The 20,899-nt window shown below is 50.7% G+C and carries 19 protein-coding genes; 13 read left to right on the forward strand and 6 right to left on the reverse strand.

The features are described 5' to 3' along the window. A partial coding sequence (locus ACFQ2T_RS00005) for a calcium-binding protein (RefSeq protein ID WP_379028759.1) occupies window positions 1-1,074 on the reverse strand: 1,074 nt, incomplete at its 3' end. A gap of 131 nt (window positions 1,075-1,205) precedes the next feature. On the opposite strand from ACFQ2T_RS00005, the gene ACFQ2T_RS00010 reads away from it, so the two are divergent. After that, window positions 1,206-1,826 (forward strand): DedA family protein, encoded by a 621-nt coding sequence (locus ACFQ2T_RS00010; RefSeq protein ID WP_379028762.1) that lies wholly within the window; start codon window positions 1,206-1,208, stop codon window positions 1,824-1,826. A 106-nt stretch (window positions 1,827-1,932) separates the two neighbouring features. Here ACFQ2T_RS00010 and ACFQ2T_RS00015 read toward each other — a convergent pair whose 3' ends face one another. Genes ACFQ2T_RS00015 through ACFQ2T_RS00025 form a run of 3 tightly spaced genes read right to left on the reverse strand, consistent with a single transcriptional unit; the run spans window position 1,933 to window position 8,744 of the window. Beyond that, window positions 1,933-2,592, reverse strand: a complete 660-nt coding sequence (locus ACFQ2T_RS00015) for an NAD(P)H-dependent oxidoreductase (protein ID WP_379028765.1) — start codon at window positions 2,590-2,592, stop codon at window positions 1,933-1,935. 24 nt (window positions 2,593-2,616) lie between these two features. After that, a complete protein-coding gene (locus ACFQ2T_RS00020; protein ID WP_379028768.1) occupies window positions 2,617-6,015 on the reverse strand; it encodes a UvrD-helicase domain-containing protein in 3,399 nt (1,132 codons plus the stop codon). Next, window positions 6,012-8,744, reverse strand: a complete 2,733-nt coding sequence (locus ACFQ2T_RS00025) for a PD-(D/E)XK nuclease family protein (RefSeq protein ID WP_379028771.1) — start codon at window positions 8,742-8,744, stop codon at window positions 6,012-6,014. The genes ACFQ2T_RS00020 and ACFQ2T_RS00025 overlap by 4 nt, the downstream gene beginning before the upstream one ends. Before the next feature lie 231 nt (window positions 8,745-8,975). Here ACFQ2T_RS00025 and ACFQ2T_RS00030 point away from each other — a divergent pair, with 231 nt between their 5' ends. Next, the gene (locus tag ACFQ2T_RS00030) at window positions 8,976-9,350 is read left to right on the forward strand and encodes a hypothetical protein (RefSeq protein WP_379028774.1); all 375 of its coding nucleotides are present in this window, start codon (window positions 8,976-8,978) and stop codon (window positions 9,348-9,350) included. Window positions 9,351-9,417: 67 nt separating this feature from the next. On the opposite strand, the gene ACFQ2T_RS00035 is transcribed toward ACFQ2T_RS00030, so the two are convergent. Beyond that, the gene (locus tag ACFQ2T_RS00035) at window positions 9,418-11,943 is read right to left on the reverse strand and encodes a methyl-accepting chemotaxis protein (protein WP_379028776.1); all 2,526 of its coding nucleotides are present in this window, start codon (window positions 11,941-11,943) and stop codon (window positions 9,418-9,420) included. Between the two features lie 245 nt (window positions 11,944-12,188). Here ACFQ2T_RS00035 and greB point away from each other — a divergent pair, with 245 nt between their 5' ends. From greB to ACFQ2T_RS00060, 5 genes are all read left to right on the forward strand, one after another. Then, window positions 12,189-12,671, forward strand: coding sequence for a transcription elongation factor GreB (gene greB, locus ACFQ2T_RS00040; protein WP_379028779.1), 483 nt, complete (start codon window positions 12,189-12,191; stop codon window positions 12,669-12,671). Window positions 12,672-12,728: 57 nt separating this feature from the next. After that, window positions 12,729-13,118 carry a hypothetical protein gene (locus tag ACFQ2T_RS00045; protein ID WP_379028781.1) on the forward strand — a complete coding sequence of 130 codons (390 nt, stop codon included), beginning with the start codon at window positions 12,729-12,731 and terminating at the stop codon, window positions 13,116-13,118. 89 nt (window positions 13,119-13,207) lie between these two features. After that, complete coding sequence (locus ACFQ2T_RS00050) at window positions 13,208-13,882, forward strand: hypothetical protein (RefSeq protein WP_379028784.1); 675 nt, start codon at window positions 13,208-13,210, stop codon at window positions 13,880-13,882. 27 nt (window positions 13,883-13,909) lie between these two features. After that, the gene (locus ACFQ2T_RS00055) at window positions 13,910-14,251 is read left to right on the forward strand and encodes a heavy-metal-associated domain-containing protein (RefSeq protein WP_379028787.1); all 342 of its coding nucleotides are present in this window, start codon (window positions 13,910-13,912) and stop codon (window positions 14,249-14,251) included. After that, window positions 14,251-14,643: a hypothetical protein gene (locus ACFQ2T_RS00060; RefSeq protein WP_379028790.1), complete on the forward strand. Its 393-nt coding sequence runs from the start codon at window positions 14,251-14,253 to the stop codon at window positions 14,641-14,643. Before ACFQ2T_RS00055 ends, ACFQ2T_RS00060 begins: the two co-directional genes overlap by 1 nt. A 97-nt stretch (window positions 14,644-14,740) precedes the next feature. On the opposite strand, the gene ACFQ2T_RS00065 is transcribed toward ACFQ2T_RS00060, so the two are convergent. Further along, the gene (locus ACFQ2T_RS00065) at window positions 14,741-15,403 is read right to left on the reverse strand and encodes an OmpA family protein (protein WP_379028792.1); all 663 of its coding nucleotides are present in this window, start codon (window positions 15,401-15,403) and stop codon (window positions 14,741-14,743) included. Window positions 15,404-15,634: 231 nt separating this feature from the next. On the opposite strand from ACFQ2T_RS00065, the gene ACFQ2T_RS00070 reads away from it, so the two are divergent. The 6 genes from ACFQ2T_RS00070 (at window position 15,635) to ACFQ2T_RS00095 (ending at window position 20,887) form a co-directional block, all read left to right on the forward strand. Further along, a complete protein-coding gene (locus ACFQ2T_RS00070; RefSeq protein WP_379028795.1) occupies window positions 15,635-16,537 on the forward strand; it encodes a ZIP family metal transporter in 903 nt (300 codons plus the stop codon). 306 nt (window positions 16,538-16,843) lie between these two features. Continuing rightward, the gene (locus ACFQ2T_RS00075; RefSeq protein ID WP_379028798.1) at window positions 16,844-17,347 is read left to right on the forward strand and encodes a hypothetical protein; all 504 of its coding nucleotides are present in this window, start codon (window positions 16,844-16,846) and stop codon (window positions 17,345-17,347) included. 110 nt (window positions 17,348-17,457) lie between these two features. Next, window positions 17,458-18,570, forward strand: a complete 1,113-nt coding sequence (gene earP, locus ACFQ2T_RS00080) for an elongation factor P maturation arginine rhamnosyltransferase EarP (protein ID WP_379028801.1) — start codon at window positions 17,458-17,460, stop codon at window positions 18,568-18,570. Between the two features lie 43 nt (window positions 18,571-18,613). Continuing rightward, complete coding sequence (gene efp / locus ACFQ2T_RS00085) at window positions 18,614-19,174, forward strand: elongation factor P (protein WP_379028804.1); 561 nt, start codon at window positions 18,614-18,616, stop codon at window positions 19,172-19,174. Window positions 19,175-19,369: 195 nt separating this feature from the next. Further along, window positions 19,370-19,846, forward strand: a complete 477-nt coding sequence (locus tag ACFQ2T_RS00090; protein ID WP_379028807.1) for a hypothetical protein — start codon at window positions 19,370-19,372, stop codon at window positions 19,844-19,846. Between the two features lie 18 nt (window positions 19,847-19,864). Beyond that, the gene (locus tag ACFQ2T_RS00095; RefSeq protein WP_379028810.1) at window positions 19,865-20,887 is read left to right on the forward strand and encodes a trypsin-like serine protease; all 1,023 of its coding nucleotides are present in this window, start codon (window positions 19,865-19,867) and stop codon (window positions 20,885-20,887) included. Window positions 20,888-20,899 lie beyond the last annotated feature (12 nt).

A 20,899-nucleotide genomic window follows, 5' to 3' on the forward strand; every position in this document is an offset into this window, starting at 1 on the left:
GTCAACCTTGTAAATGTCGTCACCAAGGCCGCCAATCAGTTTGTCTATGCCAGCACCGCCATCCAGGATATTGTCTCCGGCATTGCCAGTGATGGTGTTCGCCAGTGTATTGCCAGTACCATTGATCGTAGCAGACCCGCCATTGACAGAACCATCGGTCAGCGTGAGGTTCTCGACATTGGCAGAAAGCGTATGCGTAGCGTTTGCTTTAACTAGGTCAATACCTTCGTTCTCTAATTCAGTAACGACATCACCGATGTTATCGACGATGTAAGTATCGTTGCCTTTACCACCACGCATTAAGTCGGCACCTAAGCCACCGTCTATAATGTCGTTGCCCGCGCCACTATATAAATTGTCGGCTTGATTTCCACCAAGGATATTATCATTTCCAGCCAGATTTGATTCTGAATTTATATAATTAAGTAAATCTGATAAAGAAGAATGCGCGATAGTCAACGATTGATACTGAGCCCAACTGATAGTAAAACCACTAGCTTTTAGAGTATTTTCGGATGAATCGATTAGAGTAATCTCATTTAAAGTACCGCCAGTTATTATTCCATTCAAATCTGTAGTCAAACTACCTTTGATAGTATAAGAATCGACTGTATTTGATGAGAAGCTAATGGCAGTAATTGTACCTGCTCGAAGTGCAGAACCATCTGCACTAATCCCAAAGCTACCCAGGATGCTATATGAAACTCCTGTCGTAAAGTTAGTATATTCAAATTTATTAATACCGCCAGTGATTCCTCCGGTATTGTAATTTACTGTAACGCCTGGGCTGGAAATTAAAAAATTTTCATTGCTATGTAATGATGTTAAGTTTATCGATTTAACCGTCAGTAACGGTGTGTCATCAATAAAGTGATTGCCCGTGAGAGTATATTGATAGCCGGTATTGTATTCATTACCGGAAGCGTATGTGTTTGTAGCATTCCAATCACTAAATGCCATATATTCAATATCAATTATGGCAAATAATGTGTAGTGAGACTGAGCATTTGTTGATAAGGCACTGCTAAAATTGCTTAGGGCAATTGAATCCACCCCTGAGTATTGTAAATTCATTTCTTATTCTTCCCTGATTGTTTTTTTTCAAAGACAATACAGGGATTTACAATTTATCACAATAGTCCGTTTGTCTTGTTTTATTAAACTGTTATATTGCGCTTGAAAGCTGTTATTAGGGTCAATCTGAAATGTTAGAAAAATTATTAGCTGCCGTCGCCATCTGGATCATGGGGGTGATCTCCACAATGGGTTACGGCGGTATCGTATTATTGATGGCGATTGAATCCGCTTGTATCCCGCTGCCGTCTGAAATCATTATGCCGTTTGCCGGTTTCCTGGTCACCAAAGGTGAAATGACTCTGTGGGGGATTGCGCTGGCGGGTGCGATTGGCTGCGTACTCGGGTCGATTCCTGCTTATTACCTCGGGATGTACGGTGGCCGTCCGTTGGTAGAGAAGTACGGTAAATATGTGCTGATCAGCAAAAGAGACCTGGATATGGCGGACCGCTGGTTTGCCGAGCATGGCGAGATCATTATCTTTATTGCACGCCTGTTGCCCGCCGTGCGTACCTTTATTGCCTTTCCGGCAGGTGTGGCACGCATGAATATGACGCGTTTTGTTGCCTATACCTTTGTCGGCTCACTGATCTGGTGCTGGGTACTGGGCTATGTCGGGATGAAAGCCGGTCAGCATTGGGAGGACCTGAAAGTGTACTTTCATGAATCCCATTATGTGATTGCCGCACTGGGTGTGATATTTATCATCTGGTATGTACGCCGGCATTTTAAGAACGAGCACGAAGCCTAATAAAAAAAGCTGCCAACCGGCAGCTTTTTTATGGATTTATTTCCAGGTCACTATTTCCAGGTCACTATTTCCAAGTCACTATTTCCAAGTCACTATTTCCAAGTCACTATTTCCAAGTCACGACCTGATTCATATTCCGTCGCGTTTTCGGCCGCGGTTCATTTTTGCGATAGCCAAACGCGACCATATAGGCCAGGCCATATTCTTCCAGGTTTACGCCAAACTGTTCGGCCAGCAGCGCATCCGTTTCCTTTTGTTTAAAACCTTCAATCGGGCACGAGTCTATGCCGCGCATGGCGGCTACTGTCATCATGTTGGCCAGCGGGATATAACATTGCTTGCTTGCCCAGTCGAGCAGTTTGCGCTCGTCTGTCAGGTCAAAATCTGATTGCTGAAACTGGCTGTAAAAGCCCAGCCGCATATCAGCCACCTCTTGCGGATGCTGCTGTACTTCGCGCATGAACTTGGGCAGATAAGGGCCTTTAGGATCCAGAAACGGTGACTTCATCGCCAGGCACAATACAAAGTGGCTGGCAGTATCCAGTTTCAGAGGTGCGCCCCAGGCATGCTGTTTCAGGCTTTCACGCAGGTTTTTATCCTGCACCACAATAAAGTGCCACGGCTCAAAGCCAAACGAGCTGGGCGAAAGGCGGGCGGATTCAAGAATTAACTCAAATTCTTCAGCGGGGATTTGTTTGCTGGCATCAAACTCTTTGCAGGCATGGCGAAACTGGAAGGCATCCAGGATAGCTTGTTGTTCAATCATATTTAATCCTTGTGTATTTAACGCTTATTCGATGACGACTAGTTTACCGACACTTAAAAATAAGATGGCTGTTTTGACCGGTAAGCCTTCCTGCTGGAATAGCTGTGCATAAGACGACAGTTGCTGGGTAAATAGCCCAGCCAGGCTGTACAAGTCCTGCTGGGCTGTGATTGGCATGGATTTGTAATCCACGATCCAGCGCACACCATCGGCGACAAAAGTACGGTCTATGACTTTTTTGCCATCCGCCAGTTGTTCAATCGCCAGCTCGGAAGCGGCTTGAGCGTGTGGTTGCAGCACCCATCGCCCGTCGTCAGACTGCACAGTCGTGGTTAATAATCTGGCCGCTTTGGCGGTCGCTGTCTTGGCGTCATTGTCTGTGTAACCACGCTGTTTAAACCAGCGTTGCATGGCGGCCGTGTGCATCAGGAATTGATTATTGACGCTATCGCCCCAGCGGGCAAGGCCTTGCTCGGCAATCAGTTGCAGGTACAGGTGGGCGAGGGTGCCGGTATCGGCTTCCAGTGCTGCCACTGTCGTATTCTCAGTAGTTTGTCTGTAAGCGGGCGTTGCCATGGCATCGGCAACTTGCAATACAGTTGGTGTCAGGGCTTGACGTACACGGATGAGTTTGGGCACGAATTGCTGGATATCCGCATCGGTTTGCGTATTTGTCGCGCGCGCCACAATGTCGTTTTCAGGCGTAAATTGCGCATGCACGGCTGGCCATAACAGTTGCAGGAAGGTGTTTTTACGCGGCTGCGGGTCACCGTTTTTATCCGCTTTTGCAGCGCCTAATAGATGTAATTTCCTTTCAGCACGCGTAGCAGCGACGTACAGCACGCGTGCATCTTCATAAGCGGCACGGGTTTTGTCCAGGTCATTCAAATAATCATAAGCCGTGACTGTAGAAGCATTCGCCTGCTGACGTTTACGAGCCGCGGGCACATAGGGCGCAGCGACAAGTTCGGTGGAGCCGTCAGCCAGCGTCACTTCTTCCCATATCACCAGCTTGGCATCATCAGGCGGGTTGCCTCCATCAAGGCCGGGCAGAATCACGGTGTCAAATTCCAGGCCTTTGGATTTATGTATGGTCATGAATTGCAGAGTGGCATCGGCTTTTGCATCGGGCGCGGCGTAGAGTTTTTTCACATCTTCAGCCAGTGCTTGCGGGCTGAACTGGTTATGCTGCTCCAGCGCTGCGATGCGTGCAAAAAATGCCTGTACGTCCTGCACATCATTTTCATTCCACAGGCATTGCGCACCGCCCAACCTTAACCAGGTATTGTGCACCCAGCGGCTGACGCTAGAGCGGCCACGAAAATCCAGCGCGGATTGCATGACTTGGTAGACATGGCGGGCACGCTGTTGACCCTCTGCACTTAGCCTGGCAAGTACGGCCTCATCGGAGAGCAAATGCATCACACTGCGATGACCGTCCAGGCCGATCAGCGCATGCAGGTCAGCCAGAGTGAGGCCACACCAGGGCGCACGCAGCAAAGCCAGCCAGTGCACACGGTCGGCGCGCTGATGCAGCGCATAGGTCAATGTCAGCAAATCCTGCACAATCTGACGGTTGGCGAGTTCTTCAATCTCAACTGCCTGGAAACTCAATTCACTGTGGTTACGGCGCATTTCGCTGACCAGGGCGTGCAGATGTCTGCGTGCGCGCACCAGTACGGCAATGGTTGCATCCGCTTTATTTGCGCGCGTTTCCTGGATGATGCGGATGATCTGTTCAGCTTCCAGATGGCGGATATCGGCAGGTTCTTCATCCGCTTCAGTCACAGGGATTAATAGCGGGTGTACAAATATCCCTGCACATTCTGTATCAGCACGGGTAGCGACAAACAGCCGGTATGCAATGGCACCTTGTTGCGGTGCGTCTCTCGCGGGCAGCATGCCTTTAAATGTCTGGTTGATCCATTCCACCACCGGCGGCCGGGAACGGTTGTTGCGCCAAAGTTTGAGCGGTGTCAGCTGGATGTCACCTATGCCATGCACAGCGGCATTAAGGAACAAACCGACATTGGCTTTGCGGAAGCGGTAAATCGACTGCATGGGGTCGCCTACCGCAAACAGGGTGCGGCCATCGCCTGGCAGCCAGCCGCGCGTGAGTGCCTTAAGCAGGTCGATCTGCATCGGGCTGGTATCCTGGAATTCATCGACTAAGAGATGCTGAATGCGGTAATCCAGGCGCATCGCCAGTTCTGTGGAAACGCCACCTTCAACCAGTGCGGCCAATGCGCGCTGGGCGATCTCGACAAAATCGACTTCATTCTGCGCCTGGAAACATAACCATAATTGGGCTGCTGCAATATTTAACAGCTGGCTGAGCGCATGGATGATCGCATCGTCTTCACTATCCGGGTCGGGCAGCATGCGGATGCGGGCAATGCTGGCTTCGCTGTCAGCGTGCTGCGCCAGCCCATCCAGTATGCCTGTTAATGCTTCTTTGTAGGGTTTTGCTTCATCGGTGGCGGGCAGGCCCATGTTTTTGTCCAGCCGTTTGCGCAGGCCACCGCTGGCGGTCAGTAACAAGTCGGCCAGTGCACGCCAGCCCGGTAAATCTTCAATAGTGGCTGAGAGCGGTGCTTGCCAGTCAAGTAAGCCAGACAGTGCATGATCAGGTGGAAGCTGGCTGGCAGCATAACGTGCAATTGGCATTAGCGCAGATTGCAAGCGGGCGGGTAAAGCCTGTGCCGCCAGCTGAAGCTCACTTTCAATCAGATGTAACAATGCCAGCCTGGCAACTTCGCTTTGATTTATCTGATCGGGAGTGCCACCTGTCTGGCTTAAATGCAGCCATTGCTCTCGTTTTGAGAGCATCGCCATCAACAGGCCCTCAAGGCGCGCCTGGTCGTTATCCATATAGCGCAGCACCAGCCGCACCGGCGCTCCCAGTTGCGGGTCATCCATGGTTTGCAGCGCTTGACCGGCCGCTTCACGGTAATAGGCCCAGGCATCTTCAGTCACGGCCGGTTGCGTACCAAAACGGCTTAGCAATGGCATTTGCCGCGCCAGGTTGGCACACAGTGAATCAATGGTGTAAATACGTAATCTTGCAGGGGTTTCCAGCAAATGCCAGTTGAGTTCGGCTGAACGTTGCAAGGCCTGCTGGCCTAGTGCAAAGGTGATCTGTTTGTGTGGCGCTTCCGGCATCACACCTGCCGCAGCCAGTTGCAGGCTATCAAGAATACGGGCGCGCATTTCGGATGCTGCTTTATTGGTAAAAGTGATGGCAATGATTTCTTCGGGTGCCTGCACGGTTTGTAGTAACTTGAGCACACGTTGCGTCAGCAGTTCGGTTTTGCCCGCACCCGCCGGCGCTTCGACAATGAACGACTCTATTTCCAGGGCGCGCTGGCGGTTTGCGGTGTCGTAAGCCAGGGCTTGTTGCAAGTCGAATTCAGAGATCGTCATGACTGCTCACCCAGGTGCCTGTGCTCAAACTGTAATTGCCGCTCAGGCAGCCGTAACAATGGCAGCACATCGCAATAATCCAGATCCTTTTCGGATTCAAATACCACAGCGGCATCGCCTGCTTTTAAAGCCTGGGCGGTATGGGTAATCTGGCGGCGCCAGTGCTGTAATATCGAAGGCCAGTCGGGAAATGCTTGCGGATCGAATAGTTTGTTTTTTTCGTGGTTGAACGCCTTGATACCCGAAACGATATCATCTTCAGCCGCGACGCCGGTGAATCCGCCATCGGTCAGGCGCAGCTTGCCAAAACACACTGCGGCAATGTCTTCATCCTGCAAGACAAAAGCGGCATAAATCGGCAGTTGCGGCTCGATGATTTTGTCGCTGGCCCAGTTTTTATAATCGGGCGCGCTGCCGGTTTTGTAGTCAATCACCACCAGGCGGCCATCTGCCAGCGTATCCACACGGTCTATGACCAGCTTGACCTGTATGCCTTCAATCAAAGGATTGAATTTTTTTTCTATCATGCTGACGCTGAAGGCTTGCGGGCGTTCGCGTTCGACTTCCCATAGCCAGGTCAGGGCCAGCTTGCTTAAGCGTTCACTTTCCAGCTGGCAAAACACCTCGGAAAAAGGTTGCGAGAATTCCTGGTTGAACTCTGCAATCACTTCAGTTGCAATCTGGTCGAGTTGTGTTTTGAGCACTTCTGCCTGCACTGATGCCCAGGCTACAGAAGATTGCTGTGCCCAGAATGCTGCCATCACGCGGTGGATCAAATCACCGCGCTGCATGGCATCCAGGCCATTGTGCGGCGTTTCCAGTTTGCGGGCTTTTAAGCGGTATTGATAAAACGCCCAGGCCGGACACAGCGCTTGTGCACGCAACAAGCCGGTACCACCACTGACATGCTCACCGTCTTCAACCGGTGGTGCCTGGTGGTCGTCCAGCCATTGCCAGTCCCGGGTACTGTTTTGCGCCAGTGTTTCGGCCAGGGTCGCTGCACCTGGAGTAGCGGTCATTTCCGGGATCGCATAAATCAGCGGGCTCAGACGTAACAGCCGGTCACCTTCACGGTCAGCATAAGAGAAAACCACTTGCCTGGCTGAACGCAGCAGGCGTTTGTGAATCTGGTTGGCGAAATCAATTTGCACTTCGCTGCTGGCGTTGGGCGTCGCTGCCTGGCGTTGCAGTTCTGCGGGAATCAGTGCGTTGGTACGCGACAAGGGTGGCCACACATGGTCATTCATGCCCATCACCCAAACGCCATCCAGCGGCTGTGCAGAGGCTTCCAGCATGCCCATCAGTGTGATATTTGGCGAGCGTATCGTTTGTGGCTGGAAAATCTGTGCTTGGCACAATTGCGATAAACGGTGCAGGGCAGACATGGCATCAATGGGCCCCAGCCACGCATCCAGCGCTGCCAGCTGGGCCAGTACACGCTGAAACGATTGCTGGCATTGATATTCGTGACTGGAGACACTGCGCTCGCCCGGCCAATGCGTGGCTTCCAGTAACTGGTTAAAACTGGCGACCCAGGCAGAAGGCGCTTGTTTGCGCGGTGTTTGTTTTGCCAGAGTGAGCAGGGCATGCAAATCGGTGTATAACGCCGGGCTAAGAATCGGGTGTATATCTTGCTGTCTGCGCTCAACAAACCGCAAAAAGGTCGAGGCTTTTACCTGCAAAGGCAGTTGCCTGCGCATCTCGGTATCCAGCGCTGCACGCGGGTCCGCTTCGTATTGTGCTTGTGACCAGTACACATTACCCAGCAAGGCAGAAAGCTCGGTTTGTGTGAAAGGTGATTGCTGGAAAGCTAACCTGAGCAAACCAAGCGCGGTATCCACCAGCGGCCAACGGCTGAGTGGCAAGCCTAGCGAAAATTCATAGCAACGTGGTGTTTCGGCATGCGCCGGGTGTAATTCCTCGCGGTGGAATACATCATCGAGCAGGTTTGCCAGCGTGTCACGCAGGGCATCCAGCTCCGGCACTACGATTGCCAGCTTGGCCTGGGGATTCATTTGCAGATGTTGTTGCGCCCAATACACAGCGGCCCGGCATTCATCCATCGCTTCGGTAAACGCCATACGCTGCACTTCATCGGCGGCGACGCCCATGTCAAATGCCGTCACGCTGACGCCTTGTGCCTGCAGCGCATTAATCAAAGTCTGCAAATGCGGATTGATGCGGTCGAATCCGGCCAGTTGTATTTCCCCGGGCAACGAATAAATAGATTGCTGTAGTTGCTCCAGTTGCCAGGTTTGGTAACGCACACTTTCAAGATAACCACTCTGTTTGCACAATGCCTGGAATTGCTGGCGCCATTGCATGAACTGGTGCGTCTCCTCCGTCGCTGAATCCATATCGATACTGATATTCCACTCGATCAGGTAACGGTTGGCTTCCATCGCGGCGCTGGCCAGGCCGCTGGTATTAAACAGCGAAGCTGCTTCATGGCGGCTCAGACTGGACTGAATGGCCTGTTCCCACAACAATGCTTCCTGTGTGGCGGAGAGCATGCCCAGTGGGGCATCCGAGACTTCAATCTGCCCGCATAAAATCGCATGCTCTGTGAGCTGGTTTAGCCAGTCCTGCAAGGGATAAACTTCAGGCGCTTGCCACTGTGACAAGCCTTGTTGCTGGTAATTTTGTTGTACGGTCAGGCGGATGCCTTGCGCCAGGCGCGCGGAGGCGCACAGGAGAATGCGCTTGTTTTCAATAGGCTGGGAAAGCATCCGGTGCAGAATTCAGTGTGGTCAATGAGTTGGTTGGCAGTATTTCAAGCATGGTTAGGTATTTGCACGCGTCAACAATGGCAGATTGTTGCGCTGATGTAATGCTGGCAAACAAAAACTGCGATGCTGGTCCGTGGTGAATATCATTTCTTCACCTGATGATTTTCTCATGTAATATCAACCTTTAACGCTTGCTGATTCTAACAACTTTTAATTAGGTGAATATCAAACATGGGGAAATTTATAAAAATAATATTCTGGCTGATCCTGTTTCCGGTGGTTTTTTTCACGCTCTACACCTGGGCATCCCTGAACTGGGTGTATTCATACGGCGAGCGGATCGGCTATGTGCAAAAGCTCTCCAATAAAGGTTGGGTATGCAAAACCTGGGAAGGCGAGTTGGTGCTGGTAACGATACCCGGCACGCAGGCTGAAAAGTTTCATTTTACGGTACGCGATCCAGCGGTGGTATTAAAAGTTAATCAGCTGGCAGGAGAACGTGCAAGGTTGTTATATAAAGAACACAGAGGCGTGCCTTCTAACTGTTTCGGTGAAACCAGTTACTTTGTCTATGACGCACAACCTCTTGAAGATGAAAAGCAGTAATCATTCGCAGGTAAAACTAAAATGCTCCCAAGCGGGAGCATTTTAGTTTTGGAGAATGGATGCTTGATCAGGCAATCAGGCGCAAGGGTTGGCGGCTGTCTGTGTCATAGGCATCTGTTTTAAACTGGTTCACTGAAACCACCAGGGTATGCACTTGTTCAAGCATGCTCTCTGCCGCAGCGGCAGCTTCCTCAACCAGCGCTGCATTTTGCTGGGTGGTTTCATCGATTGAAGTCATGGACTCATAGATTTGTTCCAGGCCGCTGCTTTGCTGCGTGGATGCCTCGGAAATCACCTGAATGCTGTGGGATACCTGTTGCACGGCACCGACGATTTCCTGCATGGTGTGTCCGGCCAGCCTGACCTGTTTGGCGCTGTCACTTGTCTGGGAGACAGACGCTGCAATCAGCTCCTTGATTTCTTTGGCAGAAGCGGCAGAGCGTTTGGCCAGGTTGCGCACTTCACCGGCGACTACGGCAAAACCACGGCCTTCTTCCCCGGCGCGTGCAGCTTCCACCGCAGCATTCAAGGCCAGGATATTGGTCTGGAAGGCGATGCTGTCAATCACGCTGGTGATCTGCTCGATTTGCGCCGAGGTGTGATTGATAGCCTGCATGGTGGTAGTCAGTGCACTGAATGCCTCCCCGCCTTCCAGCGCCAGCTGGTTGGCCTGATTGGCTTGCATGCTGGCTTGCTGGGCATGATCGGCAGTTTGCTTGATGTTGCTGGTCAAGGTTTCCAGGTTGGTTGCCGTTTCCTGCAAGGCATTGGCCTGGGTTTCAGTGCGGCGGGAGAGGTCGTTATTGCCTTTTTCGATTTCAGCCGCGGCAACCTGGATAGTCTCCGCAGCGACTTTGACGGTCTGGATAGGCGCTACCATACGTTCCAATATCTCTTGCGAGCCTTGCAATGCCTCCCTGAAGTCGCCGCTATGCGCGGTGACATCCACCAGGCTGTAAAGCTGGCCCTGTTGTGCCTCGCCAGCAATTTGACGCGTATCTTCAACCAGGCGGTTGACGGCATGAATACATGTATTCAGGTTATTGATCAACACCTTGAAATCGCCATGGTACTGATTGTGGATAGGGGCGGGAATATCGCCCGCAGCGATTCTTTTCACGCAATCTGCAGCCACGTGTAATGGTGAAACTACGGCGTCCAGCGTTTCGTTGATACCGTGAATGATTTTGCGAAAATCACCCGCATGCGCTTCAATATCGACACGGGTATTCAGTCGGCCCTGTTGTGCGTCAGAAGCCAGGTGATGCACATCGGAAATCAGCTGATGGATGGCGCCTGCGCAATGCTGCAGGCTGGTTTGCACCAAGTTGAAATCGCCAACGAAATGTTCTTCAATCTTAGTGGGGATATGGCCGGCAGCCATTTCATCCAAGTAGCGGGCTGTGGTTTTCAACGGGCCTACCACTGCGTCCAGTGTTTGATTAAAGCCCGCCACAATCTGCTGGAAATCACCGTGGTGACGTGACACCTCTACGCGGATATTCAGTTGTCCGTTTTCGGCTGCCTGCGACAGGGTATGCACATCTTCGGTCAACAGTTTAAAGTTCTGGCGTACTTGTTCTATGCTTTGGTTGATATAGCTGCGTTCGCCCGCAAATGCTTCCAGCGGCTGGTTGAAATTGCCTTCGCCAAATGCTGTTACCACTTGCAACGATTTGGTCTGCGCCAGGATATGCCCATCCACCATGCGGTTGATGCCTTCTGTCAATTGCTGGTAAGCACCGTTGAATTGCTGGCTGTCGATGCGGTGACTGATCAGGCCTTCACTATGCTGCCGCGACATATCATTCAATGACTCTACGATCTGTTGAATCGTGGATTGCATGCGCTGCATTTCATGCAGCAACCTGCCTGTTTCATCATCCCTTGTTGGCGTGTCTTGGGTAATAAATTCGCCATTGGCAATATGGTGAGACAAATTCAGTGCCTGTTTTAGCGGACGGGTGATGGAGCGCGTCATTTTCCAGGCGATGAAAACTGCCATGATCACGGCGATCAATAATGCGGTTTCAATCTGCTTGTTGGCACTGGCAATAGTCGATGCAAATTGACTGGAAGCCTCGGTCACGCCAGCGATGTTCATATCCATCAGTAATCTGAGCGAGTGATTGAGTGGCTTGTCGGCTCCTTTTACAGTCGCATCAATCTCAGTGACACTCATGCCGCCATTTTTAAGTTCTTCGCAACGCGCAATCGCTGCCCGGTAAGTTGTCAGGCCCAGCGCAATATTGCCTAGAATCTCTTGCTCTTGTGCATTGATTTCGCCGGTCGCCTGGTAAGCGGCCATTGCCCGTTCAACATCCTCCATGCTGCGCTGGAACTTGGTCGCTTCGCGGCCGCCACGCAATACATAGTTTTTAAAATGGTGCACGCCGTCGCTCAAGCCTTTGCTGGCGTTTTCGATTTGTGTTCTTTTGACCAGGTTGGTGTTTTCAAAATGCTGCCAGGTCTGGTGGATGTGATTAAAGCCGCGCCAGGCAATGGCAAAAATGAAAGCGGTAAACAGGATAAGTAATGCGTACCCTAGAAACAAGCGGGTGCCGACATTGAGGTGAGCAATGGATTTTTTCATGAATTCCTCTAGATAATGCTTGAATAACCAGCAACTGGCGTTGCCTTAAGATGTGCCTTTGACTAGCACACATGTGAATTACGCATAAAAAAACCGGAACTGAAGGCTAAAATAAAAGCTTCATAAAACCTTCATATTGCGACTCAGGTTTTAAACGATTTCTCAGGAGAAATCGTGAACCGTTGTATGATGTGCAAGGCTGGAATGAACAAGAGCAGGTGACCCCTGGATAGAGTTGGTAATCAATGGCAGAGTACAAGAACTACATTACGCCTGAAGGCTATGCGGCAATGGAGAAAGAGTTTCAATACCTCATTAAGGTCGATAGGCCGGAAGTGGTGCGCGTGGTGAGCTGGGCGGCGGGGAACGGCGACCGTAGTGAGAACGGCGACTACATCTATGGCAAGAAACGCCTGCGCCAGATCGATTCGCGCATACGCTTTCTGACCAAGCGTATGGATGCGGCTGAAATTGTGTATAGCCGTACGCAAACCAACACCGAGAAAGTATTTTTTGGTGCCTGGGTGACGTTATTTAATCTGGATGATGAGAGTGAGATCATCATCCGTATTGTCGGGCAGGATGAGCTGGACCCGGCGCAAGGGTATATTTCGTGGGTATCGCCTATGGCGAAAGCGGTGTTAGGTAAAAATCTGGGCGATGCGGTAAGGGTAGTGACACCTGCCGCAGAAACAGAATACGAAATTATTGATATCCGCTATGAATAACAGCACACTGATGCGTTTTTTGAACTAAAATTGCCGGGTAGCTCTCTTAAATTCACCATGAAAAAACGTCTTTGTATTTTCTTGATCTGCTGGTTGCCATGCTTTGTCATGGCCGCTAACGTCATGGCGATGCAAATGTTGCTTGCACAGGCAAATTCTGTTGCACAACAGGCGCATGACATGCATGCCAGCCACAAGATGGGAGTGATGAGCGAAATGCCTTGCCATGAGCATCAGGCAGCGCATGATTCTGGTACAACGACATCGAGCAAAGCGCATCATTGTGATGTATGCGGATTTTGTGCAATCAGCGGCGGCGTTGCGCATTTCCACGTCATTCCCGATTTAGCCTTCACTACTTCAAGTTCGGTCGCGCCATTATTTGTGGCTGCGCCTGTCCACTCACAAACCTATCCCCCCGCTATCAAACCACCCATATTCAGCTAACAGCAGGATAAATCCGTCTATCGGTTTGTCCGCTGTGTAGATCACGCTTTTTACTAAAGCGTTTTTGCCAAGTTGAATATGGAGGGCTTATGTCCAAGCAATACACCATTGCACCTTTTTCCGTTTTTTCACTGGGCGCCTTGTTTTTAGGCCAGTTAGTGTTGCCAGCGCATGCGGCGGCACTGATGGGCTTTGAGGATAGCGCCATGCTGATGACAGAAATCGGTCGCTATAACCAGGAGTGGATGTTGAACTACTCGCCCGCACTCGGGCATGCCATCGGCGTTGAGCAGATGCGCATGTCGGGTAAAGGCGAACGGGCCACGACCATTACTGGCATCAATTACACCGGCTTGATCAAACGCTGGAACCTGCCTTCTGCCCAAGCCAACGTCTGGTTCAACGGCAGCGTGGGCGAAGCCAAAGGGCAATATGATGGCTTTGCCTATACCCCCAGCGTGCAGTTTGATATGGAATCCACACGGCTGTATTTCCTGGCCAAAGCCCGCATGATCCGCGCGCCTGGCATGAACTATGACACCGCTGCAGTCCAGGCCGGGTTTTCATTTTATGAAGCCGGCTTTGACGACACGCAGCCATGGTTCGTGATCGAAGCTAAAACTATGCGCAATAACGATCCCGGGCTGCAGGTGACGCCTGCATTGCGCCTGATCAACAAAAATTACTTTCTCGAATTCGGTGTGACCAATCCATGGCAGGGAGAAGGCTTTGCGCCGCGCCTTAACGCCATGTTTGTGTTTTAACCACTCTATTTTTAAAGGATTTAAAAAATGAAAAAATTATTGATTACCCTGATGTTATCTGCAATGGCTCCAGCTGCATTTGCCGTTACGACCATTAAAGCCGAAGTCAATGGCATGGTGTGCGCATTTTGTGCCAAGGGCATAGAGAAAAAACTCAAGGCATTGCCTGAAGGGCAGGGTGCTTTTGTAGATTTAAAAAGCCGCGTGGTGGCCCTGCAGCTCAAAGATGGAAAAGAGATTTCTGATGAAACCTTTAACAAGGTCATTCAGGATGCCGGCTATTCGGTCAGCAAGGTGGAACGCCTTAGCCAAACTGCGGCTGAGATTCAGGCGCAAGTTGCAAAAGCCGAAAAAGCAGGCGGCAAATAATGGCAGCGGAGATAAATAGTCTGCAGGCGTCCAAGAGGCTTAATCTGTTGACACTATTTACCAGTGGTTCGACCCTGATTTGTTGCGCTTTACCAGCAACGCTGGTGGCCATTGGCTCGGTGGCGACGCTGACCAGCTTGATCAGCCAGTTTCCGCAGCTGATCTGGATCAGCGAGCACAAAACCCTGGTATTCGGTTTGGCAGGGGCGATGTTGCTGGTGGCTGGCTGGTTACAATGGCAGGCACGCTTGCTGCCTTGCCCGGCTGATCCCGCGCTGGCAGCTTTATGTATGAAAACGCGTCGGCAAAGCCTGTGGGTATATGTGTTTTCGCTGGTGCTGTTTGTGATAGGCGCATTCTTTGCATTTGTTGCGCCGTTGCTGATTGAGTAGTTTTATAAGGGCCTGATCACTCGTCAATGAAGAGAGTGGTTAATATCTGGGATAACAAAAAGCCGACTTAATGTCGGCTTTTTCCTGGCTGAAAATTTTACTTAGGTGCTGCCGGATCAGGCTCGGCGACAAAAATCTCGACCCGGCGATTTTTTGCTCGGTTGGCGGCGTTGTCATTCGCGGCAACCGGTTCATGCGAGCCGCGACCGTCTATCGTAACACGGCTGGTGGCGACGCCTCGCTCAGACAGGTATTTGCGTGCACTGGCAGCGCGATTCACTGACAAGGGATCGTTCACTGCATCAGAGCCGCTGTTGTCAGTATGACCAACGATGGTCACGCGTGCTGCCTGGTTGCTTTGCAGGCCGGTTGCAAATTTATCCAGGATAGGGCGGAAATTCGGTTTGATATCAGACTTGCCGCTATCAAACGAAATGTCGCTAGGAATCTCAAGCTTGAGCTGGTTGTCGCTGGTTTTGGTTACTGCAACACCGGTCCCTGCGGTTGCCTGTTCCATCTCCTGCTTTTGCGCTTCCATTTTTCTGGACCAGATATTCCCCGCGATGGCACCTGCGCCTGCGCCGACTGCTGCGCCAATTGCAGCACCTTTACCGCCGTTGGCGAGGGCACCGACGACCCCGCCCGCAGCAGCGCCTATCCCTGCGCCTTTGGCCGTGCCTTTCTGGGTTTCACTCATGCTTGCGCAACCGGACAAGCCAATCGCGGCCGTTAACAATGAAGCAGTCACTACTTTATGCATTTTTCCTCCTTGGAAAGTTTTTGTATTCTGGTTAGTTGCGGATGGGCAAGCTAAGTTCAGTCATCAGGACGCTGGTCGACGAATTTTTTTGCGTAGACTCAGTCAGATTTTTGAGCAGGTAAACGCATTTTATTTATTGCGAATAATAATTATTCGCATCTATAATAAAGAAATTCAGTTTATGGACTCGCACGACACGTGTATACGTATTCACCAACTTAAGGGTTAGACATGCACTCCAGTTTAAGGAAAAACGGTTCCAGAACAGCAGCCAGTTTTTGGTGGCAGACCCTCGCTTATGCGTTGTTGATACTTGGTGGCGTGCTTTTGCTGAATGAGGCCTGGCAATGGATTGCGGGTCAACCAACCTTGCGGATTGCACTCGGATCCGGCTCGATTGCTGCATTCGCCACTGCGCTAGGGGTAGTCCCCATGCTGCTCACCCGCGCGCCTGGCCGCCGTATACACGATACCCTGCTTGGGTTTGGCGCTGGCGTGATGCTGGCGGCCACCTGCTTTTCATTGATCATACCGGCACTCGCATCCGCGCAAGAGCAAGGCCATGGCCCATGGGGTGCGGCTATGATTACAGGAGGAGGCATACTGTTGGGCGCGGCCTGTCTGATGTTGCTGGAACGCACTTTACCGCACCAGCATTTCTTTGGCGGCGCCGGGACAGAAACTGCGCAACGCATCCGTCGACTGTGGCTGTTTGTATTCGCGATTGTGTTACATAACATCCCGGAAGGCCTGGCGATTGGTGTTTCAGCGGCCGGGAATGACGCTGCACGCGCAGCTGCATTAGCTACAGGCATTGCTATCCAGGATGTGCCGGAAGGGCTGGTGGTCGCACTCGCGCTGAGCAGTGTCGGCATGGGTAAATGGAAATCGGCATTATTAGGTGCAGCATCCGGTCTGGTAGAGCCAGTTGCTGCCGTATTGGGTGCTGCGGTATTGATCTACAGTCAGCCCATGTTGCCGTGGGGCCTTGCCTTTGCCGCTGGTGCCATGTTGTTCGTCGTCAGTCACGAGGTTATACCTGAATCGCATCGGCAAGGACACGAGCTGTTCGCGACCACCGGCTTACTGGTCGGCTTTGTACTGATGATGATGCTGGACACCGCACTGGCGTAAAGCTGCATGATCTCTTAGCCATCTATATTTGCAGGCCCATGAAAGCGATCAGGCTTGAAGGTAATGTGCATTTTTATCAGCAGGCTTACCTTCAAGCAGTTGCAAATTCATATGATTGATTGTCGTGAGAACAACTTGTGCAAAAATGATAAGCGATTGAAAATACATGGTTTTTAGGCAATCAATCTATATGTCCTCGCGTATAATCCCAGCTTTACTAAGCAAACGTTGAGTTAAAGTGTGTCATTGCACGCTCTGCGTGACATATTGTTTTAGACACAAGATTTGCAAATACAAAAAGCACACATGATTCTCCCCATTATTCTGGATATTGAAGCCTCTGGCTTTGGCGTTGGCAGCTACCCGATCGAAATCGGGTATGTTGACGCGAGCGGGACAACCTGGAGCGCGCTGGTGCAGCCGCAAGCGGGCTGGGTGCATTGGGATGAAAAAGCAGAAAAACTGCATCAACAATCCCGTCAGGCGTTAGTTGAAAATGGGCAAACACCACATGCAATCGCCACTCACCTGAACCTCAATTTCAGCGGGCAAACACTGTATACCGATGGCTGGTACCAGGATTTTGTCTGGCTACACAGTTTGTATGATGCAGCAGGCTTGAATCCTTCTTTCAAGCTGGAAGATTTAAGTGTGTTGCTGACGATGGAGCAACAATCGGCCTGGCATGACACCGAGCAAACTATCCGCGATACCTTTGCATTACCTGAGCATCGTGCTGCGATGGATGCAAAAGCCTTGCAATTGACCTGGTTGAAAACTGCTGAGTCAGCGCCCGCACTCGACGGTTAACTAGGGATTGATAGGCTAATCTTCACGTAGGCTAAGTTTATTAGCTGCTAGCAGCGTTTCGCTGTTCAGGTACACTATCTCGATTTTTCGAGTTTCTTTAAATACACTTCATGTCGTTTCTTATTGCTAAGCGCTGGGATATGTTCTGCCAGGTCGTCGATAACTTTGGCGATATCGGCGTCAGCTGGCGCCTGGCTTGTCAGTTGGCGGATGAGCATGACGTGACTGTCACTTTATGGATAGACGATTTAACCGTTGCAAAGAAAATTTTCCGGGCAGGGCATCCGAAAGTGCAGGTGCAGCAATGGCATGCCGAGGTAGATTTTTCAGAGGTTGCTGACGTCGTGATTGAAACTTTTAGCTGCGGATTGCCTGAGGGTTATCAGCAAGCGATGTCGACAAATACTCTCTGGCTCAATGTGGATTATTTATCCGCCGAAGACTGGGTGGAAGGATTTCACGGCCGGCCTTCACCGCAAGCAAATGGCCTGGTGCGTTATTTTATGTACCCGGGATTCAGCACGCAGACAGGCGGTTTGCTGCGTGAGAAATTTTTAACGGCATTGAAACGGCAGGCTGAACAATCCACACAATCAGCGTGGCAGCAGCTGGGCCTGGTGGCATCCCCCAATGTGATTAGCCTTTCATTGTTTTGCTATACGCATGCACCGATCAAGGGATTGCTGGATAGCCTGTCCGCATCATCATATCCAAGCAGACTGATTGTGTCTGAAAGTCTGGCAGCGGCCGTTTCACAAGCATTAGCACTAAATGTACTGAGTCCTGGCAACAGCACACAACATGGTAATTGTGAAATAGTCGTCATTCCTTTCCTGCCGCAAATCGACTATGACTTGTTGTTAGCGTTGTGTGATGTGAATTTCGTTCGCGGTGAAGATAGCTGGATTCGCGCGCTGTGGGCAGCTAAACCTATGGTCTGGTTACCCTACCAGCAATCTGAACATACCCACCTGCAAAAACTGGATGCTTTTCTAAAGCATTATCTGGCACTAGCCAATGACGAAGTGAAAGCGCAAGTCACGTCTGTGATGCAGGCCTGGGCAACCGGTGTATGGTCCGACAAGGATTGGCATGCTTTTATCCATCATCGCGAACACATCAGGCAACATGCTGAAGCCTATGCCAGCCAGTTGTGCAGACAGCCCGACCTGGCTACTAACTTGGTGATTTTTATTGAGAAATTGCGCGCAAATCGGGTATAATGCGCCGCTTTATTATCCACAAATTCTATTTAAAGGCTCTAGTATGAAAATCGCTCAGGACTTACGCGTAGGCAACGTGATCATGATTGGTAATGATCCTATGGTTGTTGTGAAAGCCGAATACAACAAATCCGGCCGTAACTCAGCGGTTGTGAAGATGAAAATGAAAAACCTGCTGACTGACGCACCTAGCGAAAACGTTTATGCTGCTCAGGACAAGTTTGACGTGATCGTACTGGAAAAGAAAGAAGTGACTTTCTCTTACTTTGCCGACCCAACCTATGTATTCATGGATGCCGAGTACAACCAGTATGATGTAGATGCAGAGTTCATGGAAGATGCACTGCCATACCTGGAAGATGGTATGCCCTGTGAAGTGCGCTTCTACGATGGCAAAGCAATTTCCATCGAACTGCCAACGACTGTTGTGCGTGAAATCACTTACACTGAGCCAGCGGTAAAAGGCGATACTTCCGGTAAAGTGATGAAACCTGCGAAAATCGCTTCGGGTTTTGAAATTCCGGTACCATTGTTCGTGAGTCAGGGTGACAAAATCGAGATCGATACCCGCACTGGTGAATACCGTAACCGTGTGATGAAATAATCGCAACGCTTACCCAGAGTTAAAAGAAAACCCCAGGCTTGCCTGGGGTTTTTTGTTGTCCATAAGCGTGGTTTGCTGATCATGCTGATAGGGAAATGTTTTGCCAATTGTAAGGAATGATTCACTGTTGAGAATGTTTTTTTTCACTGACAATCGCTGACAGCTTTACATCATCTCACGCGAAGGAGGGTTGCAATGCGTCATCAGCAGTTCAGCAATAAGCATTTCATCGTTATGTGTCTGTTGAGCTGGTTTGGGCTCACTGTCAGTTCAAAAGCTGCGGCTGAGGTGGATGCGCGTTCACTTAAACACCCCCTGGTCGGTTACTGGGAGTCAAAAATTCCCGAGACCGGCTGTCTGGAATCCTACTGGTTTAAAGAAGATGGCACGGCAGTGTTTACCAGTGGTGATGAACAACTGGAAGCACGCTATGAAGTCACGCCACAACCGGACGGGCAAGGATTTTTCAAACTCACTCACCGGGTGACCTTAAGTAATAAAGGACTGGACTGTACCCGCCAGACTTCCGAAATCAACACCGAACAAACCAGTTATGTGCTTTTCCAACCGGATGGGCGCAGTTTTATTTCTTGTGACGATGATAACCCATCACTTGAAGCCTGTTTTGGCCCGGTAGAGTTAAAGAATAACGCGACAAGAAGCCTGCCCTGAGATTAAGGGTTTCATTGCATGTGGCAATCACGATTCCTGTTGCTCCGGCGTACCATGCCTGTGCTGGTGGCATGCGTGGGCTTAGGTATAGGCCATTCTACGCAAGCACTTATTCATGGCCTGACATTTCCCGGGATGGCGATTTCCACAGTAAAGTTAAGTATCCAGCACGCACATTTCCTGCAGTCAGTGGAAAAATGGGAATACTACGATTCGATCTGTAGCGCAGTCATTGTGGGACGCAAACCGCTGACACTGCTCACTGCGGCGCATTGCCTGAAAGAGGTACGTCTGACCGGACCCACAGATTTGCCCATGCTCTCCATCGTACAGCCGGAATTACTGGGCATTGAAGACATACACCTGAAACAGGCTTTTTACCGGCCTTTTGAAAAAGTATCAGAAGACCTGACCCAGGATATTGCGGTGCTGGTGTTCGATGCCAAAGTGTTAAGCCCGATTCAAGCGTTGCGCATCCGTCTGGATGACAGTTTGCCTGACGTGATCATGATTTGCGGTTACGGGCGTGGCTACGGCGAAGCCGATACCAGGCACCCGCGTTGCGGTGAACGTAAGCCGGTGCGTGATTTATCCGATTTCTATCAGGTGCTACCAAAAGCCTATCGCGAGATGGATGAAATGTTGCATCTTCAGGCGCAGACCCAGTTTGCCTATACCCAGGAATTGGTGCATGCCGAAAAAGCGTTACTGGCAGTGAACAGGCTGAACGAGTTGGATCAATATGACCACACCATCGCCATGCCGACAGTAGGTGACTCGGGCGGCCCATGGTTGGTGCTCAATGCGCGGGGAGAATATGAGTTACTGGGGATTACCAGCCTGGTGGAGCGCTTTTACAATCCAAGTGCAAACTGGCCTTTTTTTCAGAAACAGGTGCCATTGTCCGAATACCCATACATTGCTTATGGCTTGCGCTTGAGTCATCCGGAAGTATTAGGCTTTTTGCAGTACGCGCAGCATAGCGGTGCCGACATTCAATTCACTTCGGCACCTCTTTATCCATATGGCAGCCAGCACTGATGACTGCTAGTG

Source organism: Methylophilus flavus (assembly GCF_042678905.1).
Lineage (GTDB): Bacteria > Pseudomonadota > Gammaproteobacteria > Burkholderiales > Methylophilaceae > Methylophilus > Methylophilus flavus.